A 16,851-nucleotide genomic window follows, 5' to 3' on the forward strand; every position below is an offset into this window, starting at 1 on the left:
TCCATTAATTTGCGACGATGTTGACGACCTTACCCTTGATCACAATGATCTTGCGGATCGTCTTCCCTTCGATAAACGGCTGAACGTTCTCGACCGCTAACGCCTTTTCTTTCAGCTCGTCTTCCCCGGCGTCCACCGACGTCATGAACTTGCCGCGCAGCTTGCCGTTGACCTGAACGACGACTTCCGTTTCATTTTTCACCAACTTCGCTTCGTCATAGGTCGGCCAGCTTTCATAAGCGATCGTTTCCGCGCCGGTTAAGTGCTGGTACATTTCCTCGCCGATGTGCGGCACAAACGGGCTCAGCAGCTTGATGAAGCCTAAAAGCATTTCGCGGTTGATCTTGTCGGCGCGGTAGCATTCGTTGATAAAAATCATCATCTGCGAAATCGCCGTATTGAAGTTCAGCGTTTCAATGTCCTCTGTGACCTTTTTCACGGTAAAGTGGTAGGCGTAGTCCAGCTGCGGCGTCGGTTCATCCGTGACTTTCTCCGACTGTTCCATGACTAAACGCCAGACGCGTTCCAGCCATTTGCGCGAAGCGTCGACGCCCTTTTCGCTCCATGGCTTACTGGCCTCTAACGGTCCCATAAACATTTCGTACAGCCGCAGCGTATCCGCACCGTACTTCTCGACGATGACATTCGGATCGACGACATATTCCGGGAATCTTTTACCCATTTTAATGCCGTTGGAGCCGAGAATCATGCCCTGATGGACAAGCTTGTGGAACGGCTCCTTGACCGGGACCACGCCCTTATCATACAGGAAATTATTCCACATCCGGCTGTAAAGCAGATGCCCGACCGCATGCTCCGGTCCGCCGATATACAGATCGACCGGCATCCAGTGTTTTAACAGCTCGGGATCAGCCAGTTCCTTCTCATTGTGCGGATCAATATAACGCAGGAAATACCAGCTGCTGCCGGCGCTGCCCGGCATCGTGCTCGTTTCGCGGCGGCCCTTGACGCCGTTTATTTCCACATTCACCCAATCCGGTGCTTTCTCCAGCGGCGAAGCGCCGGTTTTTGACGGGCTGTAATCGTTGAGGTCCGGCAGTAACAGCGGCAGCTGATCATCGCTTAACGCGACGGTATCGCCGTTGTCCAAATGGACGATCGGAATCGGCTCGCCCCAGTATCGCTGACGGGCGAAAATCCATTCGCGCAGCCGGTAATTGACTTTTTTCTGGCCGCAGTGATGCTCGCTCAGCCACTGGATCATTGCATCAATCGCATCCTGCTTGTTCATGCCGTTTAAGAATTCCGAGTTGATATGCACGCCGTCCTGAGTCCAGGCTTCCTTAGCGACGTTGCCGCCTTCCAGGACCGGAATGATTTCCAAACCAAACTTCTTGGCGAAGGCATAGTCGCGGTCGTCGTGAGCCGGTACCGCCATGATCGCCCCCGTGCCGTAGGTAGCCAGAACGTAATCGGAAATCCAGATTGGGATCTGCTTGCCGTTGACCGGATTGATCGCATACGCACCGGTGAAGACGCCGGTCTTCTCCTTGTTTAATTCCGTACGTTCCAGATCCGATTTTGTCGCACACTGCCGCTTGTACTCCTCGACCGCCGCTTTCTGCGACGGCGTCGTGATCTGATCAACCAGCGCATGCTCCGGCGCTAAAACGCAGTAGGTCGCGCCGAACAGCGTGTCGCAGCGGGTTGTGAAAACCGTGAATTGCTCCGCATGTCCAGCAACCTGGAAATCCACCAGCGCGCCGATTGATTTGCCGATCCAGTTGCGCTGCATTTCCTTTGTGGATTCCGGCCAGTCCACCTCGTCCAGCCCTTCCAAAAGCCGTTCGGCATACTGCACGATGTCGATGACCCACTGGCGCATGTTCTTGCGCACAACCGGATAACCGCCGCGTTCGCTCTTGCCGTCGATGACCTCGTCGTTGGCCAGAACCGTGCCCAATTCCTCACACCAGTTAACCGGCATCTCAACGCATTTTGCCAGGCCGCTTTCAAACAGCTGCTTGAAAATCCACTGCGTCCATTTGTAGAACGAAGGATCGCACGTCGATACCTCGCGGTCCCAGTCGTAGCTGAAGCCCAGCATTTTCAGCTGACGCTTAAATGTTTCGATATTTTTCAGCGTGAAGCCGTTGGGATTGTTGCCGGTCTGGATCGCATACTGCTCCGCCGGCAGACCGAAGCTGTCAAAGCCCATTGGATGAAGCACGTTGTAGCCCTGCATGCGCTTCATGCGGCTGACGATGTCGGTCGCCGTGTAGCCCTCCGGATGGCCGGCATGCAGACCGACCCCGGATGGGTACGGGAACATATCCAACGCGTAAAACTTCGGCTTGGAAAAGTCCCAGGCATCGGTTGCGAACGTCTTGTTCTCCTCCCATACCTTCTGCCATTTTGTCTCAATACTCTTGTGATCGTAGCTCATAAAATTCATCCTTTCTCAAACAAATAAAAAACGCCCTTCATCTAAGGACGTCAGCGCGCGGTACCACCTTAGTTCACAGAAAGATCCCTTCTGTGCCCCTCTTTTTCCTTTAACGCAGGAAGTCACGGAATCCTTTTTTTCAGATTCAGCTCCAAGGTCAGTTCGTTCAGGTCTGCCGCCGGTTTGCACCTGCCACCGGCTCTCTGATCGGTCAGACGGTAGAATTACTATTCCTTTTCATCGCTTATTCAAGAATAACAAAATCCCCGTTTTAAGTCAATCAAATCTTGCCTGAAAAACAAGGGTTTTCATCGTTGTTTCTTTTTTATGAAACGTTTTCCTGAACCCTCTTTTTTCTGCCTGTGATCCCGCTAAAAAAATGCCGGAAAGGCTTTTCAATTCTTGTCAAAACGGCTACAATAAGAAAATGAATAAGGGAATAAGCATACGCTTAGACAAAAACCAAGATTTGTAGTTGAAGTTCCTCGCCAATATGATATGATATTTACATGATCTAGTTTTGATAACTAGATCAAAAAGGAGCTGATAGTATGTTTCGTTGGTTTAAGAATGTTCAGGATCCGATCAGCAGCTACACCCATTTTCTCGGCGCCTGCTTCGGCGTGATCGCCACGTTGGTGTTTATCGCCGCCGGAGTTGCGAACCAACGTCCGCTTAAAACGATTCTGGCCTGCTGCGTGTTCAGCGCTTCGATGATCGCGTTGTACAGCGCATCCAGCTATTATCACACACTGAGCTGGGATCATCCGCATCACACGTTGTTCCGCAAGCTGGACCATTCGATGATCTATGTGCTGATCGCCGGCACGTACACCCCGCTGTGTCTGACCTATCTGCCGGGGCGGGAGGGAATTACGTTTGCGGTTGTGATCTGGACGATCGCACTGGCCGGCATCATCGCGAAGATCTGCTGGCTGAGTGCGCCGCGGATTCTGTATACGCTGTTGTATCTGGCGATGGGCTGGGCCGTACTGTTTGACTGGAGCGGTTTCTCGCAGATGCCTTCCGGCTGCCTGATGCTGATCGCGCTGGGTGGAATCGCGTACACGATCGGCGCCGTGATCTATATGATCAAAAAGCCGGATCTGTCGAAGCAATGGGGATTTCACGAACTGTTCCATCTGTTCATTCTGCTGGGATCGTTCTTTCACTTCATCGCAGTGCTGAGCTACATTCTGCTTTAGCGCATCCCGTTCCCTAATCCATTTAAAAGTAAAGAAAGAGAGTTCAACTATGATTCGATTAATTTCTGATTCCTCCACGCTTTATTCCATTGAAGAAGGCAAGGCGCTGCCCTGCGACATCACGCCGCTGTGTGTTACGATCAACGGCAAGACTTACCGCGAATTTGAAGAAATCGACGCCGAGACGTTTCTGGGCTTGATCAAAGCCGGCTACATTCCTTCCTCGTCGCAGCCTTCGATGGGCGAGCTGATCGAGCTGTTTGAAAAATATCCGGATGATGAAATTCTCGTCATTTCCATGGCGGACGGCTTGTCAGGAACGTATCAGACGGCGGAAGCGGCGCGGCAGCACACGGAGCATCCGGAACGGATTCACGTAGTCAATTCCCAAACGCTGTGCGGACCGCATCGGTATCTGGTGGACCTGGCGGCGCGGCTGATTCGCGACGGGCGGCAGATCGAAGATATTCTGGAAACACTTCGGAATAAAATTGCGACGAGCCTGTCGTTCTTACTGCCGCAGGATTTCAGCTATCTCAAGCGCGGCGGCCGGTGCACGCCGATGGCGGCGGCAATGGGCGGCCTGTTGAAATTACAGCCGATCATGATTCAGGCCGAAGAAGGCCGGCGGCTGGAAAAGTTCGGCGTCGGCCGCAGCTTTGACGCCGCGGTCAAATCGGTCTTAGGCAAGCTGGAGGAACACGTCCGCAACGCCCGCGTTCAGATCAGCGTATCCCATGCGTTCAGTAAGGAACAGGCTGAAAAGGTTCTGGCCAGAGTTAAGGAGCGGTTTCCGGAAGCTGAATGCGTTCTCTACGATCTGTCCTGCGCGTTTATTACTCAGGGCGGACCGCGGTGTATTGCGATCCAGTCAATCGAATTGTAATCGGAACTGATTTTATCAACGGACGGCGCGCAGAAAATGCGCCGTTTTTTACTTTATTTTCGAATTCTTTGCCCCTGCCCGATCCTGCTTGTTTACCAGCTTGATCAAAGTGGTTATGATCTGTGCATGTTGAGGAAACTGTGCGCGAATTCTTTTCACCGGACAGTTTAAAGTCAGCTCAGTTGATTCCCTTGTATATTTAATGAGGAGAAACCCCACTTTCATTTCAATCTGCCTGTCGCCCAGACCCGTCAAAACATAGCCTGCTCTCTTTTGAATTCTTTCAAATCGTCGAAAACAGGACAAAAGATTGCGCTTTCAAACCAGTCGTTTTATAATTAATTTTGAAATGAGGGATATCACGTGAAAATTGGTTACAATCAAGTCTGCATCAATCCTACCTTCAGCTGTCTGCCGGTCGGATTTCTGACGCAGGCCGAGCCGCTGAATAAAATTCGCGGTGATTTATATGCCCGCTGTCTGCGGATGGTAGACGATGGTCGGGAAGTGATCTTGATCACATTTGATTCGCTGGGAATTTCGCAGGACGTTCAGGAGCGGATGGAGGAATCGCTGCGCCAGGCCGTCGGCGAAGACGCGCTGATCATTTTCAGCTGTTCCCATACGCATTATGCCCCTTCTTTATGCAACGCGCTGGGTTTTATTGAAGAAAATACCCCTTATCTTGAGAGTCTGGATATCAAGCTGCTCAATCTGGTCAGAAACTGCCGGATGAGCGAAGACGCGCAGCTGACGGTTTCCTATCAGGTGCGCAATTTCACCGGTGTCGGCCGCTGCCGGCTGTCCCAAGGCAGCGATCAATTTGTTCTGGCCGGAGTTCTGAGCTTTTTCAAAGAGGGTCTACGGATTGGCAATTTCTTGATCTATAACTGCCACCCGACGATCTCCGCCGAGGATGCCGATTACCTGTCCTCCGATTATCCGGGCTCGGCGCTGGATATTCTGAAGCAGCGTTACCCGAAGGAATTCTTCCTGTTCTTACAGGGACCGTGCGGCGACGTTTCGACACGGTTCACCCGTCAGGCCAAGAATTACGACGAAGTCATCCGGCTGGCCAATGAAATCGTGTCGGCTTGGGAAAAGATGATGAAGCTGACCCCGCGGATGCAGCCGCTGAAGCTGGATTGGAACGATCAGACGCTGCCGATTCACAAAGGCTTGAAAACGTTTGACATCAATCAGATGGATACGGCAAGCTTGAGCGAGAAAGAAATCCGCGAGCTGCATACGGGAGCGAAAATGGTCGAACAATACCGCGGCATGTTGGCGATGCTGCCCAATGAAGTACGATTCACGCGCGTCAGCCTGGGACCGTTCCGGCTGATCTTTAATCCGTTTGAGCTGTTCTCCGGTTATATGCAGAATCTGGATCCGAAAAAAGACGTGCTCGTCTGTTATTCGCAAGGCTATCTGGGCTATCTGAGCTGCCCGGACAATCAGGAAATCTCGTACGAAACGATGATCGAAATTTGTTCCAACGACGATAAAAAAGCAGTCGCCGAACTCATTCGCAGCTGTTAGAGAAAACAAAGAATCAACCCCATCCGGATCAGTTAAAAGGATCCGGATTTTTCTTTACGCCGGCCAGCAATCATCCTTCTGCGGCAATAAACAAATTGTTTTTCGATAATTATTTATTTTAATACGATAAATTTATATTGATTTTCAAGATTTTCTTGTTATAATCAAAGATGAAAAGAGGTTGATGTTATGAACAATAAAAAATTGGCGTTTCTGCTTAAACTGTTCGTCGTTATTCTGGCGGCGCTGGGACTTGTTTTATTCGGGCTTTGCATTCCGAGTCTGCTTCATGAGTTGATTTTATTCTACCGCCGGACGCTGAATGAAGAACTGCCGCTGCAGCTGTTGTCCGCAACGGCAGCCGTGATCCTGTATATCGCGCTGATCTTATTCTGGCGGATCTGCACGCGGATCGGCCGAAATCGTTCGTTCTGCCATGAAAATGCCGAAGGTCTGCGCTGGATCTGCAAGCTGGCGTTCTTTGACACCGCGCTGTGCTTGATCGGCTGTCTTTACGCGCTATTCCTCAACATCCTGCATCCGGTTTTGATGTTAAGCGGATTGGGAATCATGGCTTTGGGCGGGTTGATCGCCGTGGCCGCCTACACGCTCGCCTATCTGGTCACGATCGCCGAACAGATCCAGACGGAAAACGAATTGATGGTGTAAGCCTATGGAAATCAATGTAACGTTAGACGTCATGCTGGCAAAGCGCAAGATGAGCGTGACCGAATTATCCGAGCGGATCGGCATCACAATGGCGAATGTGTCGATCTTGAAAAATGGCAAAGCGAAAGGCATCAAATTTGAGACGCTATGCAAGATCTGCGACGTGCTGGATTGTCAGCCGGGCGATCTGCTGGAATTCAGGCGGGAGGCAGGCAAATGAGCGAAAGCCGGCCGGTAAGCGGCGCGACTGAAAAGACGGCCATGAGATTCTCCTGGTCTGCCGCGGCGATCTTCAGCTTCCCCATGGCGTTTCTGTACGTCGGTTATGCGATGGGCTTTGAAGACTTCCGTCTGATGACCTATCGCAACCCGGCCGTGGTCATCTTCACGCTGCTCTATTTGTTCCTGGTCAGTCACGGCGCAAACCGTTTAGACCGACCGGCCAGCCGCGAAAGCAGACTCTGGGCGGGATGCCTGCTGACGACTGCGCTCTCCTTATGCTTCTATCAGCCGACGAGCTTCTTCGCCCTGTTGCAGATTCTGGCGCTGCATCTGGAAGCGGTCTACTGGACACTGTGCCGAACCCGCATCTTAATCCACAACCGGACCAGCGGCAGCTTTCCGTTTGAACTGGCCTGGGGTTTCTGTGTTCTGCCGCTGCGTCATTTTCTACTACGAATCAAGGTACTGAGCAGTGCGCTGCGCGATTATCTGGCCGATCGCAGCCGCGGCGCGCACAGTCCGGCATGGATCGGCTTCTCGCTGCTTTTAGCCGGCGGAATCGGAATGACGGCCTGGAGCTTGCTGAGCAGCGCCGATCCGTTCTTCGCTGAAGTCGCAAAGCAGATCGGAGCCGGATTGTTCGGCTGGCTTTCACCGCAGACGCTGCTTACCGTGATTCTCTCGCTGCCGGTCGGCGCGTGGCTCTTTGGTTTAGCCGGCGGAAGCTTGTACCAGGCCGAACCAGCTGTCCCGCTTTGGCGATGGCAGGCAGCGCTGGCCCGGATGCAGGTTTTGCCAGGCTTCACGACGGCACTGGTAATCGGCGTGCTGGGCGGAATTTACGGCTTGTTTTTCGCGGTGGAGGCTTACGCCTATCTCACGCAGTTGATCGCCGGCGCCATCACCGTGACGCTGGCTTGTCAGTACGCCGTTCAGGGCTTCTGGCAGCTCTGCGGCATTGTGTTGTTAAATCTCAGCGTGCTGGCGGTCCTGCACACGCTCAGTGAAACTTCCCTGCTCGCTCCCGGCCGCCTGCGTTCGCTGGCGAAGCTGTTAAGCGTCTGTACGATCGCGTTTGTCCTGTTAGCCGGATTAAAGCTGGGCGTGTACGCGCTTGTTTACGGCTGGACGCTGCGCCGGATTCTGGCGGTCTGGGCCTTGAGCGTGTTGGCGGTCGGCGCAGGTTTAGCCTGGGTACGCTTAAAACGGATCATCCCGGCCGCCCGCTGGGGCATTCTGTATGCGCTGATCAGCTTCACGCTGCTGGGCTGCTTCCCGTTAGAACACTGGACACAGCTTCTTCCTTAATTTGCATTAAATGAAAACAAAATCCAGATCATCCGGGAAATGAAAAAGAGTTCTCGTTTGAGAACTCCCGAAGAAACCGCACGCGCGGTTTCTTTTCGTTCATGCAAAATACCAGCCTGCCGCTTTCAGGATTCATTGCTTCTGATAGGGTGTAAGGCGTCTTTCGTCCTGATGCTTCGACCGGCTTTCAAGGCTCTGACCGGCGCCGTCATCTCGCTTTATTCCCCATTTTGAAAGTCCAGCGTTATCGTGCCGTCGGCATTCATCCGTACTGCTTCCTTATCCAGGAAACGCCGCCGGGCATCCTCCAGATAAGCCTTCTGCGACGGATACAGCGGCTTGAACTGAGCGACGATCTGGTTCGCCTTTTCGGCGTTGTTGCCTAACAGCTCATCGGCGATAAAGACCAGCGCCTTCGCCGGTTTGACATAGGCTTTATCTTCGTCGGCAATCTGGAAATCCTTGCCATGATAAGCCCCGATCGATCCGCTGGAGCCCGGCTGAATCGTCGGCAGCACCGCCGACAGATCGCCCATGTCCGTGCAGCCCGTTCCCCAATGGGTCTGAATCAAAATTTCATCTTCGCTGACAATCCGTTTCATCGCCGCCAGCGCAACTTCGTTCATCGCTTCGTCATCATGCATCGGACAATACCCCGGCCGATCCTGCAGCGTGACCGTCGCGCCCATCGCCGCGACCGACGCCGCGATCGCGCGGTTGATCCGGCGGTTGGCCTGATCTATGGCTTCTAACGAAGCCCCGCGGACATAGCTTTCAATCTTAACTTCCTCCGGGATCGCGTTGACCGCCTGTCCGCCTTCGGTGATGATCGGATGAAAGCGGATATGTTCATCGTCACGGAACGTTTCGCGCAGAGCGTTGACCGCCTGCAGCGCCTGCATGGCGGCATACAGCGCGTTGATGCCCTTGTCCGGCGAACCGCCGGCATGTGAGGCCAGGCCATGAACCGTGATGTTTTTCACGATACAGCCGTTGTTGCCCCGCGCCAGCTGGTAAACATGCTTCATCCCCGGATCGTCGAAGGTATGGATCAGCACGCACAGATCGACGTCCTCAAAATAACCGCGCCGCATGAACTCCACCTTGCCGCCGAAAAATTCAATCTTGCCTTCGGCGCGCAGCTGTTCGCGGTAACCCACTTCGATCAGCTCCTCCGCCGGCACCGCCATCAGCCGGATGGAGCCGCACAGCCCGTCCAACACGCCCGGCTGCTTCAGCGCCGCCGCTGCGCCGACCAACCCCGCTGCCTGCGCGTGATGGCCGCAGGCATGCACCGCCTTCGTTACCGGATCACAATCCGGATGCTCCGCGCAGATCAGAGAATCCAGCTCGCCCATCAGACACAGCTTCGGGCCGGGCCGGCCGGTGTCCAGATCGGTGTAAAAGCCAGGTATCCCCTCCGGTTTGACCAGCTTATAGCCCAGATCGGTAAAAATTTGTTCCAGATACGCGCTTGTCTTCCATTCCTTAAAGCCCGTTTCCGGGTGCTTCCAGATCACTTCCGCAGTTTTACAGATGAGCGGCGCTTGTTCGTCCACCGCCGCGTTTAAGATCGCGTCTCGATTCATCAGGTTTCTCCCCCATTCTTTTCTCTATTATACCGCTTCCTGCGCGCGCAAAGAAGCCGCAATCGTCAACTGAGTTGAAAAAAACAGCCGGATCGCTTACACTAATCAAGAGATAAGGAGAGATTCGCTTATGTTTAGTATTGAAACAAGCTGGCCTGACGTTCAGGCTTATTTTAAAACGAACGACAGCGTGATGATCATCACCGGCAGTCTGGAATGCCACGGCGTCCACAATCCGTTAGGCGTCGATACACTGGTTCCCGAGGCGCTGGCGCAGCGGATTGAAAAGCAGACGGAAATCCTTGTGCTGCCGGCGCTGCCGTTTGGTTCATGCGACTATCTGCGGGGATTTCCCGGCACCGTCAGTCTCAGCACGGAAACGCTGCGGCGTGTCCTGCAGGAGATCGTCGACAGTATGCGGACTCATGGCGCGCGGCGGTTTCTGTTTCTGAACGGCCATGGCGGCAATCTGCCGGCGCTGGAACAGGTCGCTTTGAAATTGAACAGCCAGGGCGATCTTGGGATCATTGCCAACTGGTGGCAGATGGCCAAAGAAATCGATCCGGCCTGGGGCGGCGGCCATGGCGGCGGGGAAGAAACGGCAACGATGCTTGCGATCTGTCCGCAAGCCGTCCATTTTGAGCGCTGCCGTGAATCCACGCTGAAGCCGCTCAGTGAGAACATCACGACAACCAGTTTTAAAACCGTTCAGTTCAAGGGGGTAACACTGACGATGCCCCAACCCATCGCCGTGATCTGCGACAACGGCTGGACCGGGCCTGATCAGCCGGCTACGGCTTCCGCTTCGTGGGGCGAAGCGATGCTCGAAGCGATCAGCCAGCTTCTGATCCAGCTGATCGACGAATTGAAACACATCCCGTTAGGAGAAGCTCATGAAGTCCGTTAATCCTTTCCCGTTTTCCGATGATAACAAACGTTATCATACCTGGAATTATTATCTGCGCCATCGTTTTGGCAAAAAAATCGCCAAAGTTCCGTTGGACGGTGGGTTCACCTGCCCCAATCGCGACGGCACCCGCGGCTACGGCGGCTGTACGTTCTGCACCAGCTCAGGCAGCGGGGAATTTGCCGGAGACCGGGCTGAACCACTGTTAGACCAGTATATCAAAGGCCAGGCCGTCATGCGCCATAAATGGCCGGACGCCGACTTTATTCCCTATTTTCAAGCCTATACCAACACCTATGGTCCGCTTTCTAAAATCCAGGCCTGCGTGAAACCCTTTTTAGACCGTCCGGAAGTCGCGGCGATTGCGATCGCGACCCGCGCCGACTGCCTGGAACCGGAAAAGATCGCCTGGCTGGCATCCTGCTGCGCAAGCAAGGAAATCTGGCTGGAGCTGGGCGTGCAGAGCGTTCACGACGCCACCGCGCAGACGATCAACCGCGGTCACAGTTATGCCGAGGTGGTCGAAACCGTTCAGCGCCTGGCGTTGACTCCGTTAAAAATCTGCGTTCATCTGATCAATGGTCTGCCGAGTGAAGATGAAGAAATGATGTTGGAAACCGTGCGGCAGATCAACCTGCTGCCCATCCACGCCGTCAAGCTTCACATGCTTCATTTAATGCGGGATACGCAGCTGGCCCGCAGCTATGCCGAACAGCCCTTCCCGCTGTTGTCGCGCGAGGAATATGTCGATCTGGTCGTGCGCCAGCTGGAATTGTTAAGACCGGAAATCATCATTCAGCGGCTGACTGGCGACGGCGCCTCGGATGCGCTGATCGCGCCGCAGTGGACTCAAAAGAAGACGATTGTCCTCAATGAGATCGACAAGCTTATGGCCCGGGAGAAGACATGGCAGGGCAAGCGGGCAGCGCATGGCTGAGAATATCAATACCGTTAATCACCGCTGGATCCGGGAAACATTCGAGCATGTCAACCTGGCCGTCGACGCCACCTGCGGCGGAGGCAACGACACCGTTTTCCTCGCCGGTCTGGCCGACAAGGTGCTGGCGCTGGACATCCAGCTCGAAGCGGTGAGAAAAACGCAGAAAAAAACTGCCGGCTTCTCCAACGTAACGGTCATTCAGGCCGATCATGCCGAACTGGCGCGCTGGCTGACGCAGCCGGCCCAGATCATCGTCTTTAACCTGGGGTATCTCCCCTATTCTTCCAGCCCGCTGATCACGACGCCTAAAACAACCCTGCCGGCACTGGACGCCGCTGTTTCCCATCTGACGCCGGATGGCTTGTTGGCGCTGGCCTGTTACCGCGGCCATGCGGGCGGCATGGAAGAATGGCAGGCCGTCGTCGGCTGGATCGAGCAACTAGGCTCAGCCTGGAGCGTACGGTCCTATACCGACGGCCGGCCGGCAGCGCCGATTCTGTACCACCTGTGCCGGAGCTGACCGTCAGAAAAAGCATGAAATAAGAAACGCAAACAGATAAACTGATCTTTCAAAAAGAATCCCCATCTGAGGATTCTTTTTCTTAAGGGATCTGACGACGGCGCACCGCTTCCTGCCAGGCGCAGAAATCCCGCCGGGCGATCAACAGTCCGATGCCCTGGTTATTTTCCGGATTCAGCCGCCGTTCCACTTCTTCCGGACACAGCCACACCGGCTCCGCCATCATCCGCCGCTCCCTGGCCGACAACGCGCGGGGATGCAATCCCGGTTCACAATGCGCGACGAAGAACGTGCTGTGATTGCGCCGCTGCAGCCGATGATATTCGTCTTCTATCCAGCCCAGTTCAATCCAATCCGTCAGCACCGCGCCCAATTCCTCCCGCGCTTCCCGGATCGCAGCCTGACTCGCACTCTCCCCGGCCTCAATCCCGCCGCCGCAGCTTTCCAGATGATCGCGCAGGCCGAATTCATCTTGTCCCAACACATGAATCATCCCGATCCGCCCCTGCGGATTGATCACAAATACGCGAGCGGTTTTCCGCAGCGTGAGAATCGGCTGATCGGGATCTACGGTATCTTCAAAAATACCTAAGCATGCCATAAGCTTTCCTCCTTCTCCCATCTAAGACAAATGAAAATGTTCATCCAAACAACCTTGTTTTTCTCGATGAAATCTGAGAACCTCAGCGCCGGACATAACAGACTTGCGATTCAAAAAACCAGAAGAAATCAAAAAAAGAACATCCGAAGATGTCCTCTTATCAGAATTGATTCTATCTCTTGGGGGGGATCTATTATTGTTTGAATGGGTGGGGGAAAAACAATAACAGATGAATCAATCCAGGTCCTATGACCTGATAGAATATTACTGAATTTATGGTTTCTTGTCAATACAAATTCTAAAAAAAGGCTTAACTAAACGGTTTTTGTAGACACTTTACGGAATTTGTCTAATTTTATTTCTGGCATTGGCGAACAAATGTTTCAAAGATCGCACGGTGGCCTGGATCCGCAGTTAAGCGTTCCGGATGCCACTGCACGGCCAGAATTTTGTCCTTTTCTATCGCTTCCGCCAGTCCGTCCTCGCTCCAGGAAGAAACGACGAAGCCGTCGGCAACTCTGTCGATGTTTTGATGATGAAAGCTGTTGACCGCATGCCGCGGACCGAACAGTTCATACAGCAGCGTCCCCTCCACAAAGGTATTGTCATGAAACGGTGCGTCCATCGCCGGCTTCGGCTCGGCTTTGTGCTGTTGGTGTCCGGCAGGGCGCATGGCCGGATACTGGGTGTTGAGATCCTGAATCAGCGTGCCGCCGAACACCACGTTGATGCTTTGGATGCCCCGGCAGATGCCTAAGATTGGTTTTCCTTTCGCCGCGAAGCGCCGGATCAGCTCAAGATCCAGCGTGTCCATGCGCGGATCGGTAAGCTCGACGGATGGATGAGCGCTCTGATGGAATAACGCCGGATCCAGATCCTCGCCGCCGGTCACTAACAATCCGTCGAAACGTTCGGCAATCGCTTCATAATCCTCGTCGCTGCCGTAATTCACAAGCACCGGAATGCCGCCGCCCAGCGCAACCGCGTCAAAGTACGTCTGATTATCAAAAATCCGGTTCTGTCCCTGGAATTCGCCGATGCGGGCAGTTAGGGCAATCATGGGTTTCTTCATTCTCTTTCCTCATTTCTATGTTCCTGTTTCATTATAATCAAAGTTTTTAAGAAAATCACACATTTTAACACAATTTCGACATATTTCGCCTATACTTCTCTGGTATATTATAGTCAGCAAGAGCGAGAAGACCTCTTGCCTGTACGATAACCTCTTCTCCTACGAACTAACATAATATCCCCTTTAAAAAAATTATCGTACAGAAACATTCTATCCCCTTATAAACAAGGAAAAAGGCCCTTTGGAACGGAGGCCTTTTTTCTTGGCTTCATCCGTCGCTGCGCGCCCAGCGCAATAACAGCCATGCGACCATGACTAATGAAATCACCGTGCCCCAGCGCTCGATATCGACGACATAGCCCAGTGTCCGAATACACCAGCCGACAAGCACGCTCCGCAATAACCGCGCCGTACCATCGCTTAGCAGAAATGGGATCAGGGCCATCTGCGTCATGCCGGCCAGATAGGCCAGCAGGAAATCCGGAATCGGGGTGACGCCGCCGATAAACACCGCCAGCACGCCGTAGCGATCCATCAGCTGCCTGCCTGATGCGATCTCCTGCTCGCTGGCAAATTTGCGCAGCACGGCCTGCTGGGCCCGCCTTGCGATCTGATAGCCGATCCAGCCGCCGATTGCCGTGCCGAGGGCCCCTTCCATCGCGTACAGCAGCCAGCCGTCCTGATTTTTAAGAATCAGCGGAATCAGCACCACCTCCAGCGACGGCAGCGGCAGAAACGCCTTAAGACAGGCGTAGAGAACCAGCCCGCCTTGTTGAATTGCTTCCAGCGTGCCGATAGGCATCCTCCTCCTTAGTCCATGAGTTCCCTCAGGTCTTCAATTATATGATCCGGAGCGAAGGAATATGCCGCAGCCGCCTGCCGGTCATGCACGCCTGTCGTCACTAAAATCGTTTCAATTCCCGCCTGAACGCCGCACAGAATATCCGTTTCCATGTTATCGCCGACAATCACCACCTCATCTTTGCCCAAGCCCAGATAGGCCAGTGCGCCTTCAATGATCGCGGCATGCGGTTTGCCTATCTTGACCGCCTCGCGCGAGCTGGCATATTCCATCAGCGCCACCGTCGATCCGTTGCCGCAGTTGGCTCCCGCTTCGCTGAGCAAGATCCGATCGTTGTTGGTACCGACCAGAATCGCCCCGGCCAGCACCTGCCGCAGCGCCAGTGAATACTTCTCCCAGGTTCCTTCCTTATCCAGGCCGATAAACACCAGATCAGCCTGGTCGTTCACCAGCTCATAGCCATTGTTCAGCAGCGCTTCGCGCAGCCCTTCATCCCCGACCATGTACGCCCGCTTCTTGTCGGGAAACCGCCGGATCATCGTATCGCTCGCCGCCATCGCCGAGGTGTAGAAGTGCTTCGGCTCAATTCCCCGGTAACCAATCTTCAGCATGTGATCCGCAGCCTGGCGCGGCGTGCGTCCGGAATTATTCGTTAGAAACAAGAACGGCAGCTGTTCCTTCAAGCAGTAATCAATAAAGACCTTCGCGCCCTCGATGATCGCCGTTCCGCGGTACATCGTGCCGTCCAGATCCAACAGGTAGCATTTTTTTGTCATCGTCTTTGGCTCCTTTTCTTTACCCTGCGATAGCGTAACACAAAGCCAAATCGCTTTCAAGTAAAAGAAAAGCCGGTCATTCACCGGCAAATCGAATTCTGGGATTTTTTTTGAAGTGGTCCGCGGGCTTTTTTAAACATCAAAATCAAAACGATCGCAGGCGCCGCAAATCCGGCGACGACAAGCAGCGCCGGATCGCATCCGATCGCCTCGGACAGCCAGCTGCAAAACACGGGCATGATCAATAACGACAAGCCCATATACACGCTCATCGCCGCCATCTGACCGCTGGATTTGAGCTTTTCCGAAATGATTTCGTCAATCATCAGCTTGGAGCTGATAATGATGATCGGAAACGTGACCATCTGGAAGACCGCCGCGGCGATCATCCACCACGGATTCTGAATCAGGCTGTAAACGACAAAGCGCACGCCGAACAGAACGGAAGCCCCCAGCATCAGGTTGGCTGGATCGTATTTCTTCATCAGCTTGTCCCCGACTAACAGAATCGGAATTTCCATCAGCGACTGCAGGCCCCACTTCGCTCCGACATGAAAGCTGGTTCCCCCGATCGCCATCACCTTGTCGACGACGATATACATGTCCGCCGTCCCCATCCCAAACAGGACGAGCAGAATCAGCACCAACAGGATATAGGCTTTATTTTTTACCAGTTCCTTTAAGTCCGCTACCTTGACGACCTTGCCGCTGGCGCGCTGAGCATCCTGTTGCTTCCACGCGAAGTACAGCGTCGCGCAGCTGGTCAGAAACACGAGCACGGCGATGACTGGGAAATCCAGCCAGTTTAATAAAATCGCCGCAGTCCAGCTGCCGATCGCCCAGCCAAACGCACCCCAGGCATGGATCCGGCTGTAAACCGGCTTGGTCTCATCAATCTGCAGCACCCATGTATCTTCTAATCCCTGCCACGTCCGGGCAATGCCGCCGGTCAGCGAGATCATCGCCAACAGGTACCAGAACTGCGGCCAGCGGAAGCCGAACAGCACGACGTCGCCGATGAAAAAGACGCCGAAGCTGATCAGGAAAAACCAGCGGCAGCCCTTGAATTTATCCGACAGATAGCCGAACAAAAACTGCGTGATGAGCGTCGAGATCGCCATTCCGGACAAAATAATCCCCTTCTGCGTGCCTTCAAAGCCCATCGAGACCAGATAGGGAATCGTCTGGGTCGTACCGATCGCGCCGGCCGCATACGAAAACAGAAACAGCCCGTTAAAACGGACGGCAGTTGATTTTTTCTTCATAGTCCACCTCGCAGTTAGTGTTCCCTGCCGGAGCGTCCGTCATTCATTACCGGTCTGTGAATTCCGCAGATTTCGCGATTCTTTTTGGCTCTTTCAAAAATAGTGTTGGTGAGAGAAAAACCGAAACAAGAAAGACGCAG

The 16,851-nt window shown here is 53.8% G+C and carries 16 protein-coding genes and 1 other annotated feature; of the genes, 9 read left to right on the forward strand and 7 right to left on the reverse strand.

What is annotated here, in order from left to right; all coding sequences use genetic code 11:
- Positions 1 to 4: 4 nt before the first annotated feature.
- A complete protein-coding gene (gene leuS / locus I2G61_RS14055; protein WP_072684530.1) occupies positions 5 to 2,407 on the reverse strand; it encodes a leucine--tRNA ligase in 2,403 nt (800 codons plus the stop codon).
- 40 nt (positions 2,408 to 2,447) lie between these two features.
- Positions 2,448 to 2,657, reverse strand: a binding site (T-box leader).
- Positions 2,658 to 2,958: 301 nt separating this feature from the next.
- Between leuS and I2G61_RS14060 the strand changes: the two genes are divergently transcribed.
- The 6 genes from I2G61_RS14060 (at position 2,959) to I2G61_RS14085 (ending at position 8,239) form a co-directional block, all read left to right on the forward strand.
- Positions 2,959 to 3,612 carry a hemolysin III family protein gene (locus I2G61_RS14060; protein WP_072684531.1) on the forward strand — a complete coding sequence of 218 codons (654 nt, stop codon included), beginning with the start codon at positions 2,959 to 2,961 and terminating at the stop codon, positions 3,610 to 3,612.
- Between the two features lie 49 nt (positions 3,613 to 3,661).
- Complete coding sequence (locus I2G61_RS14065; RefSeq protein WP_072684532.1) at positions 3,662 to 4,498, forward strand: DegV family protein; 837 nt, start codon at positions 3,662 to 3,664, stop codon at positions 4,496 to 4,498.
- 363 nt (positions 4,499 to 4,861) lie between these two features.
- Positions 4,862 to 6,040 (forward strand): hypothetical protein, encoded by a 1,179-nt coding sequence (locus I2G61_RS14070; RefSeq protein WP_072684534.1) that lies wholly within the window; start codon positions 4,862 to 4,864, stop codon positions 6,038 to 6,040.
- A gap of 189 nt (positions 6,041 to 6,229) precedes the next feature.
- Positions 6,230 to 6,709, forward strand: a complete 480-nt coding sequence (locus I2G61_RS14075; RefSeq protein WP_072684535.1) for a DUF2975 domain-containing protein — start codon at positions 6,230 to 6,232, stop codon at positions 6,707 to 6,709.
- A 4-nt stretch (positions 6,710 to 6,713) separates the two neighbouring features.
- Positions 6,714 to 6,929: a helix-turn-helix transcriptional regulator gene (locus I2G61_RS14080; RefSeq protein ID WP_006060594.1), complete on the forward strand. Its 216-nt coding sequence runs from the start codon at positions 6,714 to 6,716 to the stop codon at positions 6,927 to 6,929.
- On the forward strand, positions 6,926 to 8,239 hold the full coding sequence (locus tag I2G61_RS14085; RefSeq protein WP_072684536.1) for a DUF4153 domain-containing protein: 1,314 nt from the start codon (positions 6,926 to 6,928) through the stop codon (positions 8,237 to 8,239). Before I2G61_RS14080 ends, I2G61_RS14085 begins: the two co-directional genes overlap by 4 nt.
- A 218-nt stretch (positions 8,240 to 8,457) precedes the next feature.
- Here I2G61_RS14085 and I2G61_RS14090 read toward each other — a convergent pair whose 3' ends face one another.
- On the reverse strand, positions 8,458 to 9,828 hold the full coding sequence (locus I2G61_RS14090) for an amidohydrolase (protein ID WP_072684537.1): 1,371 nt from the start codon (positions 9,826 to 9,828) through the stop codon (positions 8,458 to 8,460).
- A 130-nt stretch (positions 9,829 to 9,958) separates the two neighbouring features.
- Here I2G61_RS14090 and I2G61_RS14095 point away from each other — a divergent pair, with 130 nt between their 5' ends.
- From I2G61_RS14095 to I2G61_RS14105, 3 genes are read left to right on the forward strand one after another with little or no spacing between them, the layout of a single operon-like run.
- Positions 9,959 to 10,735: a creatininase family protein gene (locus I2G61_RS14095; RefSeq protein ID WP_072684538.1), complete on the forward strand. Its 777-nt coding sequence runs from the start codon at positions 9,959 to 9,961 to the stop codon at positions 10,733 to 10,735.
- Positions 10,722 to 11,672 (forward strand): TIGR01212 family radical SAM protein, encoded by a 951-nt coding sequence (locus I2G61_RS14100; protein WP_072684539.1) that lies wholly within the window; start codon positions 10,722 to 10,724, stop codon positions 11,670 to 11,672. The genes I2G61_RS14095 and I2G61_RS14100 overlap by 14 nt, the downstream gene beginning before the upstream one ends.
- Entirely contained in the window at positions 11,665 to 12,195 is a 531-nt protein-coding gene (locus I2G61_RS14105) for a class I SAM-dependent methyltransferase (RefSeq protein ID WP_072684540.1), read from the forward strand. Before I2G61_RS14100 ends, I2G61_RS14105 begins: the two co-directional genes overlap by 8 nt.
- An 82-nt stretch (positions 12,196 to 12,277) precedes the next feature.
- Here I2G61_RS14105 and I2G61_RS14110 read toward each other — a convergent pair whose 3' ends face one another.
- The 5 genes from I2G61_RS14110 to I2G61_RS14130 form a co-directional block, all read right to left on the reverse strand.
- A complete protein-coding gene (locus I2G61_RS14110) occupies positions 12,278 to 12,796 on the reverse strand; it encodes an NUDIX domain-containing protein (RefSeq protein ID WP_072684541.1) in 519 nt (172 codons plus the stop codon).
- 355 nt (positions 12,797 to 13,151) lie between these two features.
- A complete protein-coding gene (locus I2G61_RS14115) occupies positions 13,152 to 13,868 on the reverse strand; it encodes a gamma-glutamyl-gamma-aminobutyrate hydrolase family protein (RefSeq protein WP_072684542.1) in 717 nt (238 codons plus the stop codon).
- A gap of 268 nt (positions 13,869 to 14,136) precedes the next feature.
- Positions 14,137 to 14,670, reverse strand: coding sequence for a YqaA family protein (locus tag I2G61_RS14120; protein WP_072684543.1), 534 nt, complete (start codon positions 14,668 to 14,670; stop codon positions 14,137 to 14,139).
- Between the two features lie 8 nt (positions 14,671 to 14,678).
- Positions 14,679 to 15,446, reverse strand: coding sequence for an HAD-IIA family hydrolase (locus I2G61_RS14125; protein WP_072684544.1), 768 nt, complete (start codon positions 15,444 to 15,446; stop codon positions 14,679 to 14,681).
- Between the two features lie 80 nt (positions 15,447 to 15,526).
- The gene (locus I2G61_RS14130) at positions 15,527 to 16,711 is read right to left on the reverse strand and encodes an MFS transporter (RefSeq protein ID WP_072684545.1); all 1,185 of its coding nucleotides are present in this window, start codon (positions 16,709 to 16,711) and stop codon (positions 15,527 to 15,529) included.
- Positions 16,712 to 16,851: the final 140 nt, after the last annotated feature.

Source organism: Holdemania sp. 1001095H_141210_F2 (assembly GCF_015558105.1).
GTDB lineage: Bacteria > Bacillota_I > Bacilli_A > Erysipelotrichales > Erysipelotrichaceae > Holdemania.